The organism is Phenylobacterium sp. (assembly GCF_046290725.1).
In the GTDB taxonomy this organism is placed as follows: Bacteria; Pseudomonadota; Alphaproteobacteria; order Caulobacterales; family Caulobacteraceae; genus Phenylobacterium.
Map to the genome: position 1 here is coordinate 1742072 of NZ_JBKBUH010000001.1, position 19163 is coordinate 1761234.

At 70.4% G+C, this 19163-nt stretch carries 18 protein-coding genes; 10 read left to right on the top strand and 8 right to left on the bottom strand.

All coding sequences use genetic code 11. From position 1 onward, the window contains the following. Positions 1 to 20 precede the first annotated feature (20 nt). Positions 21 to 2342 carry an ATP-binding protein gene (locus ACK41C_RS09075; protein ID WP_409652986.1) on the top strand — a complete coding sequence of 774 codons (2322 nt, stop codon included), beginning with the start codon at positions 21 to 23 and terminating at the stop codon, positions 2340 to 2342. Here ACK41C_RS09075 and ACK41C_RS09080 read toward each other — a convergent pair. Further along, positions 2339 to 3487 (bottom strand): epoxide hydrolase family protein, encoded by a 1149-nt coding sequence (locus tag ACK41C_RS09080; protein WP_409652988.1) that lies wholly within the window; start codon positions 3485 to 3487, stop codon positions 2339 to 2341. The two genes, ACK41C_RS09075 and ACK41C_RS09080, sit on opposite strands and share 4 nt — an antisense overlap. A gap of 83 nt (positions 3488 to 3570) precedes the next feature. Continuing rightward, positions 3571 to 4170, bottom strand: a complete 600-nt coding sequence (locus ACK41C_RS09085; protein WP_409652990.1) for a TetR/AcrR family transcriptional regulator — start codon at positions 4168 to 4170, stop codon at positions 3571 to 3573. 95 nt (positions 4171 to 4265) lie between these two features. Between ACK41C_RS09085 and ACK41C_RS09090 the strand changes: the two genes are divergently transcribed. Together ACK41C_RS09090 and ACK41C_RS09095 are read left to right on the top strand one after the other, a co-directional pair. Further along, entirely contained in the window at positions 4266 to 5315 is a 1050-nt protein-coding gene (locus ACK41C_RS09090; RefSeq protein ID WP_409652991.1) for a DUF2855 family protein, read from the top strand. A gap of 26 nt (positions 5316 to 5341) precedes the next feature. Continuing rightward, the gene (locus tag ACK41C_RS09095) at positions 5342 to 6730 is read left to right on the top strand and encodes a carotenoid oxygenase family protein (RefSeq protein WP_409652993.1); all 1389 of its coding nucleotides are present in this window, start codon (positions 5342 to 5344) and stop codon (positions 6728 to 6730) included. A 4-nt stretch (positions 6731 to 6734) separates the two neighbouring features. On the opposite strand, the gene ACK41C_RS09100 is transcribed toward ACK41C_RS09095, so the two are convergent. Next, the gene (locus tag ACK41C_RS09100) at positions 6735 to 7529 is read right to left on the bottom strand and encodes a DODA-type extradiol aromatic ring-opening family dioxygenase (RefSeq protein WP_409652995.1); all 795 of its coding nucleotides are present in this window, start codon (positions 7527 to 7529) and stop codon (positions 6735 to 6737) included. A 4-nt stretch (positions 7530 to 7533) separates the two neighbouring features. Then, positions 7534 to 7935, bottom strand: coding sequence for a DoxX family protein (locus ACK41C_RS09105; protein ID WP_409652997.1), 402 nt, complete (start codon positions 7933 to 7935; stop codon positions 7534 to 7536). Between the two features lie 116 nt (positions 7936 to 8051). On the opposite strand from ACK41C_RS09105, the gene ACK41C_RS09110 reads away from it, so the two are divergent. From ACK41C_RS09110 to ACK41C_RS09130, 5 genes are all read left to right on the top strand, one after another. Next, on the top strand, positions 8052 to 8960 hold the full coding sequence (locus ACK41C_RS09110; protein WP_409652999.1) for a LysR family transcriptional regulator: 909 nt from the start codon (positions 8052 to 8054) through the stop codon (positions 8958 to 8960). 4 nt (positions 8961 to 8964) lie between these two features. Beyond that, positions 8965 to 9339 (top strand): YybH family protein, encoded by a 375-nt coding sequence (locus tag ACK41C_RS09115; protein WP_409653001.1) that lies wholly within the window; start codon positions 8965 to 8967, stop codon positions 9337 to 9339. Between the two features lie 377 nt (positions 9340 to 9716). Next, the gene (locus tag ACK41C_RS09120; protein WP_409653002.1) at positions 9717 to 10601 is read left to right on the top strand and encodes an SPOR domain-containing protein; all 885 of its coding nucleotides are present in this window, start codon (positions 9717 to 9719) and stop codon (positions 10599 to 10601) included. Between the two features lie 99 nt (positions 10602 to 10700). Beyond that, a complete protein-coding gene (locus tag ACK41C_RS09125; protein WP_409653004.1) occupies positions 10701 to 12479 on the top strand; it encodes a type I secretion system permease/ATPase in 1779 nt (592 codons plus the stop codon). Continuing rightward, entirely contained in the window at positions 12476 to 13819 is a 1344-nt protein-coding gene (locus tag ACK41C_RS09130; protein WP_409653005.1) for an HlyD family type I secretion periplasmic adaptor subunit, read from the top strand. Before ACK41C_RS09125 ends, ACK41C_RS09130 begins: the two co-directional genes overlap by 4 nt. Before the next feature lie 109 nt (positions 13820 to 13928). On the opposite strand, the gene ACK41C_RS09135 is transcribed toward ACK41C_RS09130, so the two are convergent. Continuing rightward, positions 13929 to 14204, bottom strand: a complete 276-nt coding sequence (locus tag ACK41C_RS09135; protein WP_409653007.1) for a hypothetical protein — start codon at positions 14202 to 14204, stop codon at positions 13929 to 13931. A gap of 197 nt (positions 14205 to 14401) precedes the next feature. Between ACK41C_RS09135 and ACK41C_RS09140 the strand changes: the two genes are divergently transcribed. Then, positions 14402 to 15130: a sugar transferase gene (locus ACK41C_RS09140; RefSeq protein ID WP_409653009.1), complete on the top strand. Its 729-nt coding sequence runs from the start codon at positions 14402 to 14404 to the stop codon at positions 15128 to 15130. Here the strand turns inward: ACK41C_RS09140 and ACK41C_RS09145 are convergent. Then, positions 15124 to 16053, bottom strand: coding sequence for a glycosyltransferase family 2 protein (locus tag ACK41C_RS09145; protein ID WP_409653011.1), 930 nt, complete (start codon positions 16051 to 16053; stop codon positions 15124 to 15126). The two genes, ACK41C_RS09140 and ACK41C_RS09145, sit on opposite strands and share 7 nt — an antisense overlap. Before the next feature lie 80 nt (positions 16054 to 16133). On the opposite strand from ACK41C_RS09145, the gene ACK41C_RS09150 reads away from it, so the two are divergent. After that, positions 16134 to 17027 carry a glycosyltransferase gene (locus ACK41C_RS09150; RefSeq protein ID WP_409653012.1) on the top strand — a complete coding sequence of 298 codons (894 nt, stop codon included), beginning with the start codon at positions 16134 to 16136 and terminating at the stop codon, positions 17025 to 17027. Here the strand turns inward: ACK41C_RS09150 and ACK41C_RS09155 are convergent. Both ACK41C_RS09155 and ACK41C_RS09160 read right to left on the bottom strand, forming a co-directional pair. After that, on the bottom strand, positions 17014 to 17988 hold the full coding sequence (locus ACK41C_RS09155; protein WP_409653014.1) for a glycosyltransferase family 2 protein: 975 nt from the start codon (positions 17986 to 17988) through the stop codon (positions 17014 to 17016). The two genes, ACK41C_RS09150 and ACK41C_RS09155, sit on opposite strands and share 14 nt — an antisense overlap. Beyond that, positions 17988 to 19118 (bottom strand): glycosyl transferase family 1, encoded by a 1131-nt coding sequence (locus ACK41C_RS09160; protein ID WP_409653017.1) that lies wholly within the window; start codon positions 19116 to 19118, stop codon positions 17988 to 17990. The genes ACK41C_RS09155 and ACK41C_RS09160 overlap by 1 nt, the downstream gene beginning before the upstream one ends. Positions 19119 to 19163: the final 45 nt, after the last annotated feature.

The window sequence follows — 19163 nt, forward strand, 5'->3', positions numbered from 1 at the left end:
TCCCTCCGGGGGAGGCGAGAATGAATCCGACGCAGGTCGAGGATCTGGCGGGACGGCTTGCGCGAGCCGCGCAGGCCTCCGCGCACGCCGTCGTGCTCTGCGATCCCGCCGGCCGGATCGAATGGGTCAACGACGGTTTCGTGGCCATGACCGGCTTCGATCCCGCCGAGGCCCAGGGGCGCCGGCCGGCGGACCTGCTCTACTGCCCCGAAGCCGATGCCGAAGCTGTCGCCCAGGTCGCAGGGCATCTGCAGGCCGGCGAGGGCTTCCGCGCCGAGCTGCTGGCCAGGGGCAAGGGGGGCCGGTTGTTCTGGATGGACATGGATGTGCGCCCAACGCGGGATCCCGCGGGAGTTCCGGAAGGCTTCGTCTGGATCCTCTCCGAGGTGACGCCCGCCCACGAACTGCGGGAGCGGCTGAATGCGACCGCCGCGGCTCTGCGCCAGGCGAGTCGGTTGGCCCAGTTGGGCGGGTGGCGGGTGAACCTCCGCACCGGTCAGGTCCGCTGGACGTCGGAGCTGCAGGCCCTCCTGGGGCGCCCGGCCATCGAGGACGCCGAGGAGTCGCTCGTCGTCTACGCCGCCGAGGAACGGGACCTGGTGCGCCGGCAGGTGGCCGAGGCCGCGCGCACCGGCGAGCGGGTGGACTTCGAGGCCCGGGGCTTCGACGCTCAGGGGCGGCCGATCTGGCTGCGGGTGATGGGCGAGCCCGAATTCGTGGACGGGCGTTGCGTGACCTTGGTCGGCGCGAGCCAGGACGTCACCGCTCAGCGGGAGGCGACCGCCAGCCTGCAGGAATCCGAGCGCTTCGGGCGAGGGGTGATCGACGGCATGGCCGGCCTGCTGGCGGTGATCGACGAGACGGGCGCCATCGTCGCGGCCAACGCCGCTTTCCGCCGGAAGGGGGCGGAGCTGCGGGGCGAGCCCTATTCGCCCCTCGGCCTCAACATGTTCGATATCGTCCGCCGTCTGCCGCGTGGCCACGGCCGCCGGCTGGAGCGCGACCTGCGCAACGTGCTGGAGGGGCGCGCCGAGAGCCTGGCCCGCGCTTATGAGGCCCTGGACGGCGAATGGTTTCGCATGACCGCCTCCCGCTTCGTCGGCGAGGGGCCGGTGCGCTGCGTCGTGGTCACCCAGTCCATTGACGACATCAAGCGCTCCGAGCGGCGGCTGAAGGAGCTGAACCTGCGCCTTCGCAAGGCCCGCGACGAGGCCGACGCCGCCAGCCGGGCCAAGTCCGCCTTCCTGGCGACCATGAGCCATGAGATCCGCACCCCCCTGAACGGCGTCCTCGGCATGGCCCAGGCCATGGAGCGCGACGAGCTTCCAGCGCGCCAGCGCGAGCGGCTAGGGGTGATCCGCCAAGCCGGCGAAACCCTGCTGGCCCTGCTCAACGACCTGCTCGACCTCTCCCGCATCGAGGCTGGGCGGCTGGACCTCGAGGACGGGGCGATCGACATCGAGGCGCTGATGGAGGGCGTCAAGGCGACCTTCACCACCCTCGCCACCGAAAAGGACCTCAGCCTTCAGGTCGAGGTGGAGGCGCAGGCGCGGGGGCTCTGGCAGGGGGACCCCACGCGGGTGCGCCAGATCCTCTACAACCTCGTCTCCAACGCGGTGAAGTTCACCGCCGCCGGCTCGGTGCGCGCCGTCGTCTCGCGGGCGAAGGACGAACTGGTGATCCAGGTCTCCGACACCGGACCCGGCATCGCGCCGGATCGCCTGGAGGCGCTGTTCGAGAAGTTCGTGCAGGAGGACGCTTCCACCACTCGGAGGTTCGGAGGTTCGGGCCTCGGCCTCGCCATCTGCCGGGAGCTTGCAGCCCTCATGGGCGGCCGGATAGCCGCGTGCAGCCGGCTAGGCGAAGGCTCCGTCTTCACCGTCTGCCTGCCGCTGCCGCGCGCCGTCGAGGCGGCTAGGCCTGCAGCGACTCCGCTAGCCGCCGCGCCGACGCCGGAAATCCGGATCCTGGCGGCGGAGGACAATCCGATGAACCAGCTGGTGCTGAAGACCCTGCTGGCCCAGCTCGGTCTGGAGGTGGTCTGCGTGGGCGACGGACGCCAGGCCCTGGCCGCCTACGACGAAGGCGATTGGGACGTCATCCTCATGGACGTCCAGATGCCGGTGATGGACGGCCCAACCGCCGCCCGCGGCGTGCGGGAGCGGGAACGGGCGGCGGGGCGGCGCCGGACGCCGATCATCGCGCTCACCGCCAACGCCATGGCTCACCAGGAAGCCGAGTATCGCCTGGCCGGCATGGACGCCGTGGTGGCCAAGCCGCTGGAGCTGGGCAAGCTGATCGCCGCCCTGGGCGAGGTGCTGGAAGCCGCCGACGCGGCTTAGGCTTCCCGGGCCCAGGCCCTGACGTCGTCCACGAAGAGGTCCGGTTCTTCCATGGCGGCGAAGTGGCCGCCCCGCGGCAGGTCGCTCCAGCGCACGATGTTGTAGGCGCGCTCCGCCCAGGACCGCGGCGGCGCGGTATAGAGCGGCTCGCCCGGGAAGTTGGCGAAGGCGGTGGGAGTTTCGCAGCGTTCTCCCGCCCTCAGGGCCACGCCGCCTTCTTCCAGCAGGCCGCGATAGTACCAGGCCCCCGTCGTGAAGCTCCCGGTCATCACATAGATCATGATGTTGGTCAGCAGCCGGTCCTTGGGATGGGCCTGGTCGAAGCTCTTCTCGCGCAGGTCGGACCAGTCGTGGAACCGCTCGGCGATCCAGGCGGCCTGGCCGACCGGATTGCCCGCGCCCATCCAAGCCAGGGACTGAGGCTTGGAGGCCTGCAGCCGGAAATAGGCGCCCATCACGTCCATCATCGCCCCCTGGCGGGTGATCCAGGCGACCTCGGCCTCGTCCTGCGGGCCGCCGTGGGGCCGCAGGCCGATCATGTTCAGGTGGATGGCCGAAACGTTGGTCCCGTGGTCATGGCCGAGCCAGGAGGTGACGAGCGCGCCCCAGTCGCCGCCCTGGGCGAGGTAGCGATGATAGCCCAGCACTTGGGTCATCAGGGTATTGAACAGCCGCGCCGTGGTGCGCTGGCCGATGGGGCGCACCGGTTTCGACGAGAAGCCGAAGCCCGGAAGTGAAGGAATGACCAGGTCGACGGCGTCCTCGGCCCGGCCGCCGAACCGTGAGGGAAAGGCCAGCTTCTCGATCACGCCCCAGAATTCGTAGTGCGACCCGGGCCAGCCGTGGGTGACGAGCAGCGGCCGCCGGCCGCTGGCCTCGCCGACCACATGCAGGAAGTGGATGTCGTAGTCCTCCACCCGGGCGGTGAATTGCGGGAACCGGTTAAGCTCGGCGACGGCCGCGCGCCAGTCGTAGCCGTCGGTCCAGTGCGCGCAGAGGTCTTTCAGATAGGCGCCGTCGCACCCATAGGCCCAGCCGTCGGCAACCTCCGGCGCCGGCGGCCAGGGGTAGGCGCGCACCTGATCCAGCAGGGCCTGCACGGCAGCCTCATTCCAGGCGACCTCGAAGGGTGCGATGGCGCTCACGGAAATCCTCCCCTGTTCTGGTTCCGCTCCCCGCCGCGGAGGAGGAGACGAGGCCGATAGCTCCGCGCCTTCCCCAGCGGCCGTCAAGCCTCGGGGCGCAGACCCTTGGCCAGGGCGCCGTTCATGTGGCGGTGGAGCTGGCGCGCCGTGCCCGCCGGAATCTTGCCGGCCAGCTCCAGGACGACGGCGCCGTGGGCCGCGGCCCAGAACATGCGGCCGATCTCCTCCGGGTCGCCGGCCAGGACGCCTTCCTCCACGAGATCCTTCACATAGTCGGTCATGGTCGCCCGCGCCCGGCGGGCGGCGGCCACGAGGTCCGGATAGTTCTCCTCGTGCGGCTGGTTGAGATCGAACATCGCCTTGTAGGCCTGCGGATGGGCGAAGGCGAAGTCGACATAGGCTTCGCCCACCGCCGCGCCTTTCGCCCGGGCGCCCTTGGCCGAGGCGTAGGCCTTCTCGAGCGCCTCGGCGAAGCGGTTGAAACCGTTGGCGCGCACGGCCGCCAGGATGTCGTCCTTGTCCTGGAAATAACGGTAGGGGGTCATGGGGCTGACGCCCAGCTCGGCGGCGAGCTGGCGCATGGTCACCGCCTCCGGCCCCTTTTCGGCGAAGAGGCGTTCAGCCGCCTCGCACAGGCGCTCGCGAAAGTCGGCGACGTCGGCTTCGGACAGGACGCGTGGCATCGAATATACTCGATCGGACAATTACTGCTTGTGCAGGCGTAGCTCTTACGTAATAAATTTACAACGTAAAAAGCTTGGCGGCGGAGAGGACGACCATGGACTGGGATCTTCTGGTGGATCGCAAGGATCTCCGCCGCGCCGAAATCCGCCAGGCGCCGGGGAACGCCGCTCTGGCGGACGGCGAGGTGGAGCTGGAGGTCGAGCGTTTCGCCCTCACCGCCAACAACGTCACCTACGGCGCCATCGGCGACGCGTTCGGATACTGGAAGTTCTTTCCCGCGGCCGACGGCTGGGGGCGTATTCCGGTCTGGGGCTTCGCCCGCGTGACGCGTTCGGCGGCGCCCGAGGTTCCCGTCGGCCTGCGCCTGTTCGGCTATCTGCCGATGTCCAGCCGCTTCGTCGCAAGGCTCGCCAAGGGGCGGCACGGCTTCGTCGATGCGGCGCCGCATCGCGCCGAGCTGCCGCCGACCTACAACGCCTACGCCGAAGCGCCGGAGGATCCGATGGACGATCATCGCGCCCTCCTGCGGCCGCTGTTCATGACATCCTGGCTGCTGGACGATTTCCTGGCCGAGGATCCGGAGCTGAAGACCCTGGTGCTTTCCAGCGCCTCTTCTAAGACCGCCATGGGCCTGGCCTGGGCCGCGCGCCGCCGCGGCCGGCAGGTGGTCGGCCTGACCTCGCCGGCCAACGCCGAACGCCTGGCGGGCCTTGGCCTCTACGACAGCCTTACGACCTACGACCGCGCCGGCGACCTGGCGGTGGAGGGGCCCGCGGCCTTCGTCGACTTCGCCGGCGATCCGGCGGTCGTCGCAGCTGTCCATCGGGCATTGGGCGAGGATCTTGCGCGCAGCCTGATCGTCGGAGGTACGCATTGGGAGGCCGAGCGCGGCGCCCAGGCCGACCTGCCTGGACCCAAGCCCGTGCTCTTCTTCGCCCCGGACCAGATCCGCAAGCGCGCGGCCGAATGGGGCCCGGGCCGCCTGGACGCGGAGTTCATGACCGCCCTGCGCGCCTTCGTGGCCGAAGCGCCCTGGCTGAAGCTCGTGCACCACAGCGGCCCGGAGGCCCTGCTCGCCGCCTATGGGCTGGTCGTGGACGGCCGCGCCAAGCCCGACGAAGGACACATCATCCGACCGGCCTGAAGCCGGCATCCCAAGGGAGAAACACCATGGACGGCGAGATTCGCATCAATCCCTATCTGACGGGCAACTTCGCCCCCGTGCGCAGCGAGGACGACTTCGATCTCGTCGTGAAGGGGGAAATCCCGAAAGACCTGCGCGGCACGCTCTACCGCACCGGCCCCAATCCGCAGTTCGAGCCGCGGGGCGAGTACCACTGGTTCACCGGCGACGGAATGATCCACGCCTTCCGGGTGGAGGGGGGCAAGGTCTCCTACCGAAACCGCTATGTCCGCACGCCGAAATGGGAGTTGGAACACGAACACGGCCGCGCCCTGTTCGGGGCCTTCGGCAATCCCATGACCACCGATCCCGTCGCGCTCGGCAAGGATTCGGGCGTGGCCAACACCAACATCGTCTTCCATGCCGGCCGCCTGCTGGCGCTTGAGGAAGGGCACATGCCCTTCGAGATGGAGCCGGGGACGCTTCGGTCGAAAGGCTATGTCCCGGACTATCGCGGTCGCACCACCGCCCATCCGAAGATCGATCCGAAGACCGGCGAGATGGTCTGGTTCGGCTACGGCGTGGGAGAGACGCCGCTCTCGGCGGGCATGAGCTACGGCGTCACCGACGCCAAAGGCCAGGTGGTCCGCCGAGACGACTTCCAGGCGCCCTACGCCGCCATGGTGCACGACTTCATGGTCACGGAGAACTACGTGCTCTTCCCCATCCTGCCGCTGACCGCCAGCCTGGAGCGGGCGATGAAGGGGCTGCCGGCCTTCGCCTGGGAGCCTGAGAAGGGCGGCTATGTGGGCGTGATGCGTCGCGACGCCGAGGTTTCCAGCATCCGCTGGTTCGAGGTCGACGCCTGCTATGTCTTTCATCCGATGAACGCCTGGGAGGCGGACGGGAAGCTCTACGCCGATGTCTTCGCCTATCCGGCCGCGCCGCTGTTCCCGAACGCCGACGGCTCGCCGGGCCGCAAGACGGCCGCGCGTCTGGTGCGCTGGAGATTCGACCTTTCGGGCGCCAGCGACGTCGTCGGCGTCGAGGCGCTGGACGATCTCGACGGCGAGTTCCCCCGCTTCGACGAGCGGTTCTCCGGCTTCGGCTACCGCCACGGCTGGTTCGCCGCCGATCCGACCGGCGCCAAGACCATCAAGCAGAACGCCATCGCCCACGTCGATCTCGCCACCGGACGCAAGCAGGTCTATGCGCTCACCGGGGGAGACATGACCTCCGAGCCGGTGTTTACGCCCAGGTCGGCGGATGCGCCGGAAGGCGACGGCTGGGTCACCGCCGTGGTCTGGCGGGCGGCGGAGAACCGCAGCGATCTGCTGGTCTTCGAGGCGCAGGACGTCGCCAAGGGGCCGATCGCCACGGCCGAGCTGCCGCGGCGCGTGCCCTTCGGCTTCCACGGCAACTGGGTCGGCGAGTAGGCCTTTATCCGAACCGGAAGGCGGAGACCGCCACGTCCATCACCTCGTCGCGGAAGGCGACCTGGCCCGGTTCGCCGTCGCCCGCGCCGGCTGCGACAAAGAGGGGGGCGAGGTGTTCTTCGCGCGGGTGGGCCTCGCGGGCGTGGGGCGCGGTCTCCCAAGCACGGACGGCGGCTTCGCGACCCGCGGGACTGGCCATGGCCTCTGTGAGCCAGGCGTCGAACCGGCGCGACCGCTCGGTGAAGGCCGGCGAAAAGCCGCGCATGTTGTGCCAGCTCATGCCTGAGCCGACGATCAGCACGCCTTCGGCTCGCAGGGGCTTCAGCGCCCGTCCGGCAGCGTAGTGGGCGGCGGGATCGAGGTCGTTGCGCAGGGAAAGCTGGACCACGGGGATGTCGGCCTCCGGCAGGGCCAGTTTCAGGGGCACGAAGACTCCATGGTCCCAGCCGCGCGCCGGATCTTCCCGGGCCGGGAGGCCCGCGCCGGTCAGCAGTTCACGCGCCCGGCGGCTGAGCTCCGGCGCGCCGGGCGCATCGAACCTCAGCCGATAGGTGTGCTCGGGAAAGCCGTAATAGTCGAAGACCAGCGGCGGGGCTGCGGCCGAACCGAGGGTGAATAGATCCTCCTCCCAGTGGCCGGAGACGATCAGGATCGCCTTCGGCCGCTCCGCCAGGGCCACGATCATCCCCTTCAGCCAGGCGGCGGTGGCGTCCCAGGTGTCGGCGGGGCCCCGCGTCCATTCCATGAAGAAGCAGGGGCCGGCGCCATGCGGGATGTAGAAGGCGGGCTGGCGGGTCATGGGCTCAGGCCTTCGCTTTCCGCGCCGCATTATCCAGCGCCCAGGCGCCGGGGCCGGCGGCCGCCAGATACAGGAACAGGAAGCAGTAGAGGATGGCCGCGTCGCCGCCGTTGACGACCGGATAGGGGCTCGCCGGGGCGTGGAACATCCAGTAGGCGACCGCCATCTCGCCCGAGGCGATGAAGGCCGCGGGTCGGGTGAAGAGGCCGAGCGCGATCAGAGCGCCGCCGACCAGCTCGATGATCGCGCCGATCCCGAAAAGGCTGAGGATCTCCTGCTGTCCCGGCTGAGCGCCTTCGGGGAAGCCGAACAGCTTGACCACGCCGTGGGCCAGGAAAAGCACGCCAGCGACGATCCTCAGCACGGCCAGGAGCTGGGGCTGGAAACGGGTAAGCGAAGCGAACATGGAACACCTCCGTCGAACGCCGGCCCGTCGCCGGCTGTCGCGAAGATGTGCCCTCGCTGCGCTGTTGATAATCTTTTCAGAACGAAACAATCTGTTTCCGGATTGGAGATAATCCAGTGGACCGCCTCGATGAAATGGCGATGTTCGTGGCCGTCGCCGACGGCCGCAGCTTCGCGCAGGCCGCGCGGCGCCTCGGCGTCTCCCCGGCCCAGGCCTCCAAGCTGGTGGCGCGGCTGGAGGATCGGCTGAAGACCCGCCTGCTCAACCGCACCACCCGCGACGTGTCGCTGACCGACGCAGGCCGCGCCTATCTCCAGAACGCCCGGGCCCTGGTGGAGCAGTTCGAGGCGCTGGAGGCCTCGGTTCAGGAGAACGCCGGGCCGAGGGGTCTGCTCAAGCTTTCTGCGCCGATCGCCTTCGGCGCGGTCGAACTGGAGGGCGCCCTTCTCGATTTCGCCCGCGCCTTTCCGGAGGTGAGCCTGGAGGTTTCCTTCACCGACCGCATGACCAATCTGGTGGACGAGGGTTTCGACGCCGCCGTCCGCATCACCCGCCTTCCGGACTCGAGTCTCGTAGCCCGAAGGCTTTCGGAGACGCAGATCGTCACCGTGGCCTCGCCCGACTATCTCGCCCGCTTCGCCGCGCCGCGCACCCCGGCCGAACTGGCCGAGCGCGAGACGATCCTCGATCTCAATCTGGCGGAGCCGCGGGTCTGGACCTTCGGGCGCGGCTCGGGGCGTCAGGACGTGCGCGTGACCGGCCGCCTGCGCTTCGCCGGGGCGGGGCCTTGCCTCGCCGCCGCCCGACGGGGGTTCGGCGTGGCGCGCGTACCGGCCTTCGTCGCCGCCGAGGACCTGCGCCTGGGCCGCGTCCAGGCGATCCTGCGCGGCGACGAGCCGGACCCCTTGCCCATCCAGGTGGTCTATCCCCACGCCCGGCACCTGCCGGCCAAGGTGCGGGCCCTGGTCGACTTCCTTGTCGGCCGATATGCCGGCGAGCCGCCGTGGGGGCGGGGTTGGAGCTGAACCGATGACGACGGCCCAAGACGCGATCCGCGCGCGGCGCAAGCTGACCAACAAGCTCATCGCAGCCCACGATGCGGCCCGGCTAAAGCCGTTCTTCCTTCCGGAGATGGTGCTGATCCCAGGGCAGGGCGGGATTCTGATGGGCCGCGACGCGGTGCTGGAAGCCTTCGCCGCCCAGTTCGCGGATCCGGACTTCGTCACCTATGTCCGCACGACGGAAGAGGTGCGCCTCCATTTCGAGGCGGCGCGCGCTGCGGAGTTCGGAACCTGGGAGGCGGTCTGGAAGAGCACCCGCATGTCCGGGACCTATCTGGCCGTCTGGCGCAGGTCGGTCGGGCAATGGGCGCTCGAAAGCGAGCTCTTCGTGACCCTGGCCTGAAGGCCGCGCTCTGCGCCCTTAGCGTGCGTCCGGCGCGCCGGAACGACTCTCGACTTAAATGCATTCCTTAATGCGGGACAGGAGATTGCGGGGGTGTTTGGCCCCAGGCGCAGCAAGCGCTTGGGGTCCAGGACCCGGAGGTGGAGCCATGGCGTACTTTGCCGACGTCCCGGTCGGGGGGCGGAGGGGGAGCGCCGAGAGACCGATACATTCGCGGCGACGACTGAACTGGAGGTTGTGCTTGGCGCTCGGCGCCAATATGGCGGCCTGGGTCCTCATCCTGAGGCTGGTCGGCGTCATCGGCTGAAGTCCGTCCAGTAGCGCCATTCTGCGAACTGCGGCATACCGGCATGGTTAAGCAGCCGCGCAGACCAGCCATGGGTTCGGGCCTCAGATTTCGACGACGGGCTTTCGCCGCCGCCTGCGGCTGCGGGCTGGCGCTGGCGGCGTGGAACGCGGCGGCGAGCCAGGCGGCCCTGCGCCCTGCCGACGTCCGCAGCATGGCGCGCCTGAGCGGCCTTCCCGAGAAGTCGGTCGTCAGCATCCGCCAGGGCCTGGCTGTAGCGATCCGCGACCCCGGAACCCGCCGCCCCGACGGGGTGGTCGAGGGCGTGGTGCTGCACGGCGAGGCGCTCGGACCGGAAGCCGCCGAAACCCTGGGCTTCGTCTCCATGCGATCGCGCGTGGACGTGGATTGCGAGACCCGTCGCGACCGCGTCGTCGAGATGCATGCCTTCGACAGGCCGGGCCTGGCCGGAACTCCGCGCGAGCGCCCCGTGCCCGGCGGTTGGATCCAGCCTTCGCCTCAGGCCTATCTCGCCGACGTCCTGCGCACCGTATGCGGTCTGCGCCGCTCGAGCGATCTGCAGCTGGCGAGCCTCGATCCCGACGCGCCGATCGCCACGGCCGAGACCGCCAAGCCACGTCTGCGCCCGACTGTGGGCCTCGAACCCCCGGCGGCCCCGCCACCGGCCAGTACACCGACGCAGCCTCCGCCCCCGCCGGCCAAACCGGCCGTCGCGGCGCGGCCGGGGCGGGTCGGCGTCCAGGTGGCGGCTGCCGGGACCCGGGCCGGAGCCGAGCAGGCGCTGCTGAAGGTTCGCCGCCTGACGCCGGCCGGCGTCTCCGGCGTGGTGGAGGAGGCCCGGGTGGACGGCCGCACCTTCCATCGCGCCATCTTGCGCGGCTTTCAGACCCGGGAGGCGGCCGCCGTCTTCTGCCGCAAGGTGACGGCCGCCGGCGGCGAGTGCTTCGTCCGCTGAGCGGGCGGTTTATGGTTAACCCTTCCCAAACGACCGTGCCCTAGGCTCCCAGCCTGGAAGCGCGGCCAGAGCGTCGCGCGGGTGGAGAGGTTCCGCGGCGTGTCCCTGCCCTTCGTGCGATCGACCCTGCTCAAGCGGACGCTCTCCTGCTGCCGCGAACACATCCTCTACGCCACCGTCTTCAGCGCCGGCCTGAACCTGCTGCATCTGGCCCCGACGCTCTACATGCTGGTGGTCTACGACAAGGCCCTGCCGACCGAAGGGCGCATGACGCTGGTTCTCGTCAGCCTCATCCTGCTCTTCGCCCTGGGGACCCTGGCCATCCTCGATTGGCTGCGCTCGCGCCTGATGGTGCGCCTCAGCGCCCGGCTGGAAGCGGCGATGTCGGGCGAGATCCTCGCCGCCGTCCTCGGCGATCCGCGCATTCCGCACGCCCAGCGCACCCGCATCCTGCGCGACTTCGACCTCTTCCGGCAGGGGATCGCCGGGCACGCCCTGATGACCGCCTTCGATGCGCCCTGGGCGCCGATCTTCCTTGTCGCGGCCTTCCTGCTGCACCCGCTGCTGGGCGTCATGACGCTGGTGGCGATGATCGCGCTTGCCGGCCTCGCCTATCTGAACGAAAAGGCCACCGGCCCGACCACCAGCGCCGCCAACGAGGCCCATGTGCGCGCCTACGCCCGCCAGGACCACGTTTCGGCGGCGGCCGAGGCGGTCCGCGCGCTGGGCATGACCGGGCCGCTCGTGGCGCGCCAGATCGACGACCGACGGGAACTGATCGGCCTGCAGACCGACGCCAGCTTCGGCGCCGGCGGCTTCCTGTCGGTCACCAAGTTCCTGCGCATCGCCCTGCAATCGGGCGCGCTCGGCATCGGCGCCTATCTGGCCATGAGCCATCAGATCTCCGCCGGGGCGGTGATCGCCGCCTCGGTGCTGATGACCCGCGCCCTGGCGCCGGTCGAACAGCTGGTCGCCGGCTGGCGCACCATCGTCCAAACCCGCGACGCCCAGCAGCGCCTGGACGCCGTGCTGCCCCGGCTCGCCCAGGAGGCCGAGCGCACGCGCCTGCCGGCCCCGCGCGGCGAGCTCCGCTTCGAGAACGTCTGGGCCCGGCCGCCGGAAAGCGATCGGATCGCGCTCTCCAATGTGAGCTTCGAGCTGGAGCCCGGCCAGGTGCTGGCGGTCCTCGGTCCCAGCGGCGCCGGAAAATCCACCCTGATCCGCATGGCCGCCGGCGCCGGCTTTCCCGACCGCGGGGCGGTGCGCCTGGATGGCGCGGCGCTCGCGGACTGGCCCGCCGACCAGCTGGCCGAGAACATCGGCTACCTGCCTCAGGATTTCGTGCTGTTCCCTGGCAGCATCAAGGAGAACATCTCCCGCTTCGCCGAGCACCGGGGGATTCCCTCCGCCGAGGCCGACGAGGGCGCCGTGCAGGCCGCTCGCGCCGTGGGCGCCCACGAGATGATCCTGCGCCTGCCCCAGGGCTACGACGCCCAGATCGGCTTCGACGGCGCGGGGCTGTCGGCCGGCCAGCGTCAGCGGATCGCGCTCGCCCGCGCCTTCTACGGTCAGCCGCGCGTACTCGTGCTCGACGAGCCCAACGCCCATCTCGACCCGGAAGGCGAAGCGGCGATGATCGAGGCTCTGCGCCAAGCCCGCGCCCGCGGCGCGGCGGTGCTGATGGTCGTCCACCGCGGCGGCGCTATCCGCGTGGCCGACCGGGTGCTGGTGTTGAAGGAGGGGCAGGTCAAGGCGTTCGGCACGCCCGAGCAGGTGCTGCCCTCGAACGTGCAGGCCGCGCCGCGCCCCGTCTCGGCGGCGGGGGCCGCGGCCCAGCCGGCACGCCCCCCCATCGCCGAATACAGGTTGCGGGCATGAGCCTGGCGGCCACGGCGAACCTCGGCCCCGCCGTCCTGGGCGATCCCCGGCGCGAGATCCGCTACGGCCTGGCCGTGGGCGGATTGTTCTTCATCGGCTTCCTGGGCTGGGCGGCGGTGGCGCCGCTGGACGCCGCGGCCTTCGCGGGCGGCACGGTCACCACCAGCGGCGGGCCTCAGGCGATCCAGTCCCGCGAGGGCGGGGTCGTCCAGGCCTTGCACGTGCGCGAAGGCGACCTGGTGGCCAAGGGCGACGTCCTGCTGGACCTCGCCGCCGCCGACGTGCGTGAGAACGCCCGCGCGCTCAACGCCCGGGTTGTCGCCCGCCGCGCAGAGATCGCCCGCCTGGAAGCCGAGCGCTCCGGCGCGACCGAGCTGAAGCCCTGGCTGGGTTTCGACCTCCTGACCGGTGAAGACGGCGAACAGGCGCGTCAGGCCCTGGCGCTCGAGCAGGCCACCCTGCGTTCCCGCCTCGCCGCGGCTCGGACGGAGCAGGCCGTGCTGGCCCAGCGGGTCGTGCAAGGCCGCCAGCAGATGACCGGCGCGGAGCGCGAGCTCGCCGCCCTGCGCACCCAGGACGAGGTGCTGGGCCGCCAGCTGGACGCCATGCGCTCCCTGGCCGACAAGGGCTATGCGCCGCGCATCAAGGTGAACGATCTTGAGCAGACCGCCGCGGGCCTGAAAGGGGCGATGGGTTCGCGCCAGGCCGACGTCGCGCGGCTGTCCAGCGCCGTGGGCGAGGCCCAGCTTCAGATCTCGGAATATGGCCTGCGGCGCGAACGGGAGATCGCCGAGGGACTGCGCATGGCCCAGGATGACCTGCGGGCGCTGGAGCCCCAACTCGCCGCCGCCCGCGAGCTTCTGCGACGGGCCGAGGTCAAGGCGCCGGCGGCCGGTCGCATCTTCGCTCTCCAGGTCAACGCTCCGGGTGCGGTGGCCCGGCCCGGCGAGACCATCTTGCGGCTGGTGCCGACCGAGCAGGATCTGGTGGTTTCGGCCAAGCTGCCCGCCCGCGACGCCGCCGACGTGCGGGTGGGCCAATCCGCCAGGGTCAAGTTCCCGGCCCTCCACGATCGCGGCTTGCCCCGCCTGGACGGGCGGATCGAGAAGGTCTCGGCCGACAGCTATATCGACGAGCGGACCGGCGCCCAGTTCTTCGAGATCGAGGTGAAGGTCGACAAGGCCAAGCTCGCTGCGCTGCAGCGCGCGCGGGGCGTCGAGGAAGGGATCCGCCCTGGCCTGGCGGCGGAGGTGATGATCACCTTGCGGAAACGGACCGCCCTGCAATACGCCCTGGAGCCGCTGGCCCAGGGCTTCGGTCGCAGCGGACGCGAGCCCTAGAGCACGATGCGGTCAGACGGAATCGTCTGGCCGTTGAATCGTGCTCTGAACTCGAAGGTTTGAGCGCGTTCTGATCGCAAAATCGGGTTTCACTTTTGTGGAACGCGCTCTAGTTGTTCAGCAGATAGGCGACGCCGCCGATGATGCCGGCCCACAGCAGGGCCGAAGATCCGGCGATGAAGACGAAACTGCGCCGCGCCGACCAGCGGCCCGGAATCGGCGCCAGGCGGTCGTCTTCGCGCCAGGTGGCCGCAAGGCCTTCCTGCAGGGCGCGGGCGGGGGAGGGCGCCGCCGGGGCGTCCGCGCCGGCCAGGCGCACGGCGCGTTGAGGCGAAGAGACTGCCTCGCCTTCGAGCGGCTGGGAGCGGACTTTCGGTAAAGCCACGGGGGCGGTTCCTTCTGAACCCGCCCAGTATCGCGGACCGCGCTTTATGCAGGTTTAACGTGGCGAAATTCTGTTAGGCGCACGGCCGTTGTGTGTAATTTCGCCCTTCGCGGGTAAAATCTGCTGCGGCGCAACATTCCGCTTGGCGCACGACTCCGGCGCGTTAGAACGATATTAGCGTTATCCGGAGCTTTACTGTGTTTCACGACGCCGCCGGCCGGAATAGCGAAGCTCTAGCGCCGTCCGATCCGCGGTACCCGGCGGCGGCTGCGTCGTCCCGCGCCCGATCGGTTCATGCGCCTCCGGTCCGGAGTCGGACGTCGATCCTCGGGCGCGGCCTGGACATCCTGCTGGCCAGCGCCTTGCTGATCGTCCTCGGCCCGACCATGCTCTCCATCGCCTTGCTCATTTGGGTGGAGGACGGCGGATCGCCGCTGTTCGGGCACAAGCGCATCGGGCGCAACGGGCGCCCCTTCGCCTGCCTGAAATTCCGCAGCATGGTGATGGACGCCGAGTCGCGGCTGGAACGCCTGCTGGCTCAGGACCCTGCCGCCCGCCGGGAATGGCTCACCGACCATAAGCTCCGGAACGATCCGCGCATCACGCGCATCGGCGGTTTCCTGCGCCGCTCCAGCATCGACGAACTGCCCCAGCTGCTGAACGTCCTGCGCGGGGAGATGAGCATGGTGGGGCCCCGCCCTATTGTTCAGGGCGAGATCGTCCGCTATGGCCGCGGCTTCCGCCACTATTGCGCCGTGCGACCCGGCATCACCGGCCTGTGGCAGGTCAGCGGGCGCAATGACATCTCCTATCGCCGCCGCGTGGCGCTCGACCGGCTCTATGTCCGATCGCGTTCGCTGCGCCGGGATGTCGGCATCATCGCCATGACCATTCCGGCCGTGCTCTTCCGCAAGGGTTCCTACTGAGCCGTCGCCCGTCGCAGGCGGGCCATGATCGGCATCTTGAAATGGCGGGCCGCCAGCGGTCGCTGCGCCAGAGCGCTGAGGAAGGCTCCCGGGCGGCGAGCCTTGATCGCCTCGACCATGTCGCAGAACGCCGCCCCATCGCGCAGGCCGGCGAGCCTCCGGCGCAGGAGCCCGCGCATTTCCCGGCCCTGTGCCGGCGCATCGGCCTGGAAGCGCTCCTCGGCCGCCACCATCGCCCAGGCGTCGGCGGCGCCGAGCCGGTGGGAAATGGAGCCCGCGCGGGTGACATAGGCGTATCCGGCGCTGCGATGGCGGACATAGCGCGCGCCGGCCGCCAGCGCCCGCGCCACGAGGTCGTAATCCTCCCCGATCCGGAGCGCCGGATCGTAGGCGAGGCCGTGGGCGACGAGGAACTCCCGCCGAAACGCCGGCTTCAGATAGCCATAGCCGGGGCGCGTCTGGAACAGCTGGTTCTCGCGGATGAACATGGCCAGGTCGATCGTCTCGAAAGACCCGTCCAGCGGTTCGGCGATGTGCAGGCGGGGCGCCGAACCGTCCTGGGCGATGACCCTGAAGTTGTCGGCCACGATGTCCGCCTTCTCGGTCCGCGCCAGACCGACCAGGGCCGCGGCCCGGCCCGGATCCATCCGGTCGTCGGCGTCCAGCACCATCAGCCACTCGCCGCGGGCCGCGGCGAAGCCGGCGTTGCGAGCCGCGGCTGGCCCGCCGTTCCGGGGCAGCCGCACATAGCGGACCCGCTCGTCTGAAACCGCAGCGGCCGCGCTGCGGGTGCTGTCGGTCGAAGCGTCGTCGGCCACGATCACTTCCAACGAGATCCCCTGCTGGGCCAGGGCGTCGCTCACCGCCTGGGCGATGAAGCCCTCGGCGTTCCACGCGGCGATGACGATGCTGACGTCGGGCATTGCGGTTCCTAAGCTCGCCCCGCTGTTGTACTGGCCGGCCTGTTGCACGGCCAATCGGCCATCATCATGACGGAGCCGCCGTGTCCGCCGCCACGACCGTCGATGTCTGCATCTGCACCTTCCGCCGGCCTTCGGTCGTAGCGGCCATAGCCTCCGTGGCGGCCCAGGACCTGCCGCCTGGCGTCGCGGTCCGGCTGGTGGTGGTGGACAACGACGAGACGCCCAGCGCGCGGGATACGGTGATCGAGGCCGGGCGCGTCCACGGCCTGCCGATGCTCTATGTTCACGCCCCCGCCCGCAACATCTCCATCGCCCGCAACGCCGCCCTGGCGGCGGCCGACGCCCCCTATCTCGCCTTTCTGGACGATGACGAGACGGCCGACCCGGCCTGGCTGAGCCGCCTGCTGGCATGTGGAGCGGACCAAGGGGCGGATGTGGTGTTCGGCGCCGTGCGGGCGGTCTATGGCGCCGACTTGCCGACCTGGGTCGCGCGCGCCGACCTGCACACCACGCCCTCGCCGGTGCGCCGGGACGGCGCCATCGTCACCGGTCCAGCGGGCAATGTCCTGATCCGGCGCGAGGTGCTGGGCGACCTCGCCTTCGATCTCGACCTGGGCCGCACCGGTGGCGAGGATACGGTCTTCTTCCACGAACTCGGCCGTCGAGGCGCCCGGTTCGCCTATTGCCCGGAAGCCCTGGCTCTGGAGCCTGTGCCGGAGGGGCGCGCTCGCCTCGACTGGCTGCTGAAGCGCGCCTTCCGCTCCGGGCAGACCCATGCCCGCCTGCTGATCGGCCAGGGGGCGAACCGGCCGCTGAATCTCGTCCTCGCCGTGGCCAAGGCGGCGATCTGCACGGCCGACGCCGGGTTTCACGCCTTTTCCCCGGCGGGCTGGCGCCGGCGGCTGGTGCGGGCGGCCCTGCACGCCGGCGCGAGCGTTCGATTGGCCGGCTTCCAGGACATCAGGCTCTACTGACCGGCTCGCGGCCGAGGACCCACTGCCCCAGGAAGCCGAGCGACCAGCCCAGGTGCATGACCATGGCCGGCCAGCCGGCGAGGGCGCTGCAGCGGTCCCGCCCCAGCACAAGGCCGTAGCCGAGGCAAGTCCCGGCCCAGACCAGCGCCGGCAGCGCCAGGGGCCAGAAGGCCGGCGAGGCCAGCGCCAGCATGATCGCCGGCGCGACCGCAAGCGGCAGCATCTGGCGAATCTTCAAGGGCGTGCGGTGTAGCCGCACCGTCCGGGCCCGGCCCTGCCCATAGTTGCGGTACTGGCGGAACAGCGCGCGCGCCGTCCGGCGGGGGAAATAGTCGATGGCGACCTCGGTGGTCAGCCAGATGCGCGAGCCCTGGGCTCCCAGCCGATGGTCGAGCTCGGCGTCCTCGTTGTGGCTGAAGGTCTCGTCGTAGCCGCCGGCCGCCACGAAGGCGGCCATGCGCATCAGGGCGTGGTGGCCGTGATCGACCCAGGCGCTGCGGGTTCCGGCTCGGTGCGCCGAACCGCCGGTGCCCAGGCGCGAGTTCTGGGCCGCCGCCGCGGCCCTTTGGAAGCAGGTCTCCCCGCGCGCGACCATCGAGGTGGTGACGGAATCGGCGCCGGTCTCCTCGGCGACGGCGATCAGGCGCGAGACGTAGTTCGGCGGATAGGCGGCGTGGGCGTCGACGCGGCCCAGCCAGGTCATGCCCGCGCCACGGGCGGCGACGGCGGCGTTCACCGCCGCGCTTTGGAGGCGCTTCGGGTTGTGCAGGAGGACGACGTTATGCCGGGCCGCGGCGATGCGGGCGACGATCTCCGGCGTCCCGTCGGTGCTGCCGCCGTCGGCGACCACGATCAGCATCCGGGCGACGCCCGCGTCATCGAACAGCTGCTGGAGCACGCCTTCGATGTGGGCGGCTTCGTTGAGAGTGGGCACCACCACCAGGGTGTCGCGGGCGATCATTACGGCCTCGCCTGCGCCAGGCGTTCAACGAGCCCCCGGCAATCCTGGGCGTCGGCGGCAAGGTCGCGGACGGGGATGCAGGCGGTGGCCGCAAAGAACTCCGAATACCGCTCGGGCGTCATCCCGCCGAGCGCGCCGGCCAGTTCGGTCTCCGGATCCTGAAGCAGGAGCCCCGCGCCGTGGGCGGCCAGCCAGCGCCCCGTCTGCACCGAGGCCAGGGCGATCGGCGGCGCGCCGTGGAGGCCGCCTTCATAGAGGCGGTTGGGCAGCAGCCACTCGGAGTTCTGTCCCGCCTCGAAATAGTCGATGGCCCAGGTGAAGTGCACCTCGCCATAGATGCGGGGAAGATCGGCCGGCGCATAGGCGCCTTGGAAGCTCAGGCCCGGGGTTTCCGCCACCGTGCGGTCGAAATCGTCGAACTCGTGCCGCGCCGGCCGGCCTCGGATCACCACTTCGGCAAGGTCCGGCCGGCTGCGGACCAACTCGGCGAGGATCTCCAGGCTGCGCCGGCAGCGGATGACGCCGAACCAGCCGATGCGCCAGGGCGGCCCGGACGCCGCTGCGGGCGCGGCCGGGCGGGGAAGCGCGTCGGCGTCCTCGACGAGCACCTTGTTCTCCACCAGGAGGCTAGGCGTGGCGCTGTGCTGCACGCGATCGAAATAGGCCTCGAGGAAGGCCGGCGAACTGACGATCAACAGGCTCGCCTGCTGCAGGAGCCGCCGCTCGTGCGCGCGCAGGAGCCGGCCCGCGGCGCCTGTCGACAGCATAGCGCGGTGGATGTCCAGGCACTCGTAGGCGAGCGCGGCGGCGGGCGCCGCCAGCCGGCGGGCGCGCTCGGCGACGGTCAGCATCTCCAGATTGCGCGCCACCACGACCTCGGCGCCCGCAAGCGCGTCGCGCAACCGGCCGGCCCGCACCGTCTCCCGCGCTACGGCCAGGGCGCGGTGGGCGAGCCGGGCGTCATAGGAGCGTCCGAGGTCGACGGCGGTCGCGCCGGCCACGCTTTCCGGCGCGCTTTCCGTGCGGCGAAAGCCCAGCACCGTCACGCGGGCGCCGCCTTTCTGCAGCATCTCTGTCCGCCGGGCGACCGCCGCATCGCCCAGGTCGTGAACGAAATAGGCAAGTTTCACCGCGAGTATTCCCCCGAAAGCCGGCGCGCCTTAGGAGTCGGCCAT

Bases quoted from the DNA above. Each gene is read 5' to 3' on its own strand.
- ACK41C_RS09075 (WP_409652986.1), top strand. From the start codon at position 21: ATGAATCCGACGCAGGTCGAGGATCTGGCGGGACGGCTTGCGCGAGCC.
- ACK41C_RS09145 (WP_409653011.1), bottom strand. From the start codon at position 16,053: ATGCCCGACGTCAGCATCGTCATCGCCGCGTGGAACGCCGAGGGCTTC.
- ACK41C_RS09085 (WP_409652990.1), bottom strand. From the start codon at position 4,170: ATGCCACGCGTCCTGTCCGAAGCCGACGTCGCCGACTTTCGCGAGCGC.
- ACK41C_RS09095 (WP_409652993.1), top strand. From the start codon at position 5,342: ATGGACGGCGAGATTCGCATCAATCCCTATCTGACGGGCAACTTCGCC.
- ACK41C_RS09115 (WP_409653001.1), top strand. From the start codon at position 8,965: ATGACGACGGCCCAAGACGCGATCCGCGCGCGGCGCAAGCTGACCAAC.
- ACK41C_RS09100 (WP_409652995.1), bottom strand. From the start codon at position 7,529: ATGACCCGCCAGCCCGCCTTCTACATCCCGCATGGCGCCGGCCCCTGC.
- ACK41C_RS09090 (WP_409652991.1), top strand. From the start codon at position 4,266: ATGGACTGGGATCTTCTGGTGGATCGCAAGGATCTCCGCCGCGCCGAA.
- ACK41C_RS09130 (WP_409653005.1), top strand. From the start codon at position 12,476: ATGAGCCTGGCGGCCACGGCGAACCTCGGCCCCGCCGTCCTGGGCGAT.
- ACK41C_RS09120 (WP_409653002.1), top strand. From the start codon at position 9,717: ATGGGTTCGGGCCTCAGATTTCGACGACGGGCTTTCGCCGCCGCCTGC.
- ACK41C_RS09105 (WP_409652997.1), bottom strand. From the start codon at position 7,935: ATGTTCGCTTCGCTTACCCGTTTCCAGCCCCAGCTCCTGGCCGTGCTG.
- ACK41C_RS09155 (WP_409653014.1), bottom strand. From the start codon at position 17,988: ATGATCGCCCGCGACACCCTGGTGGTGGTGCCCACTCTCAACGAAGCC.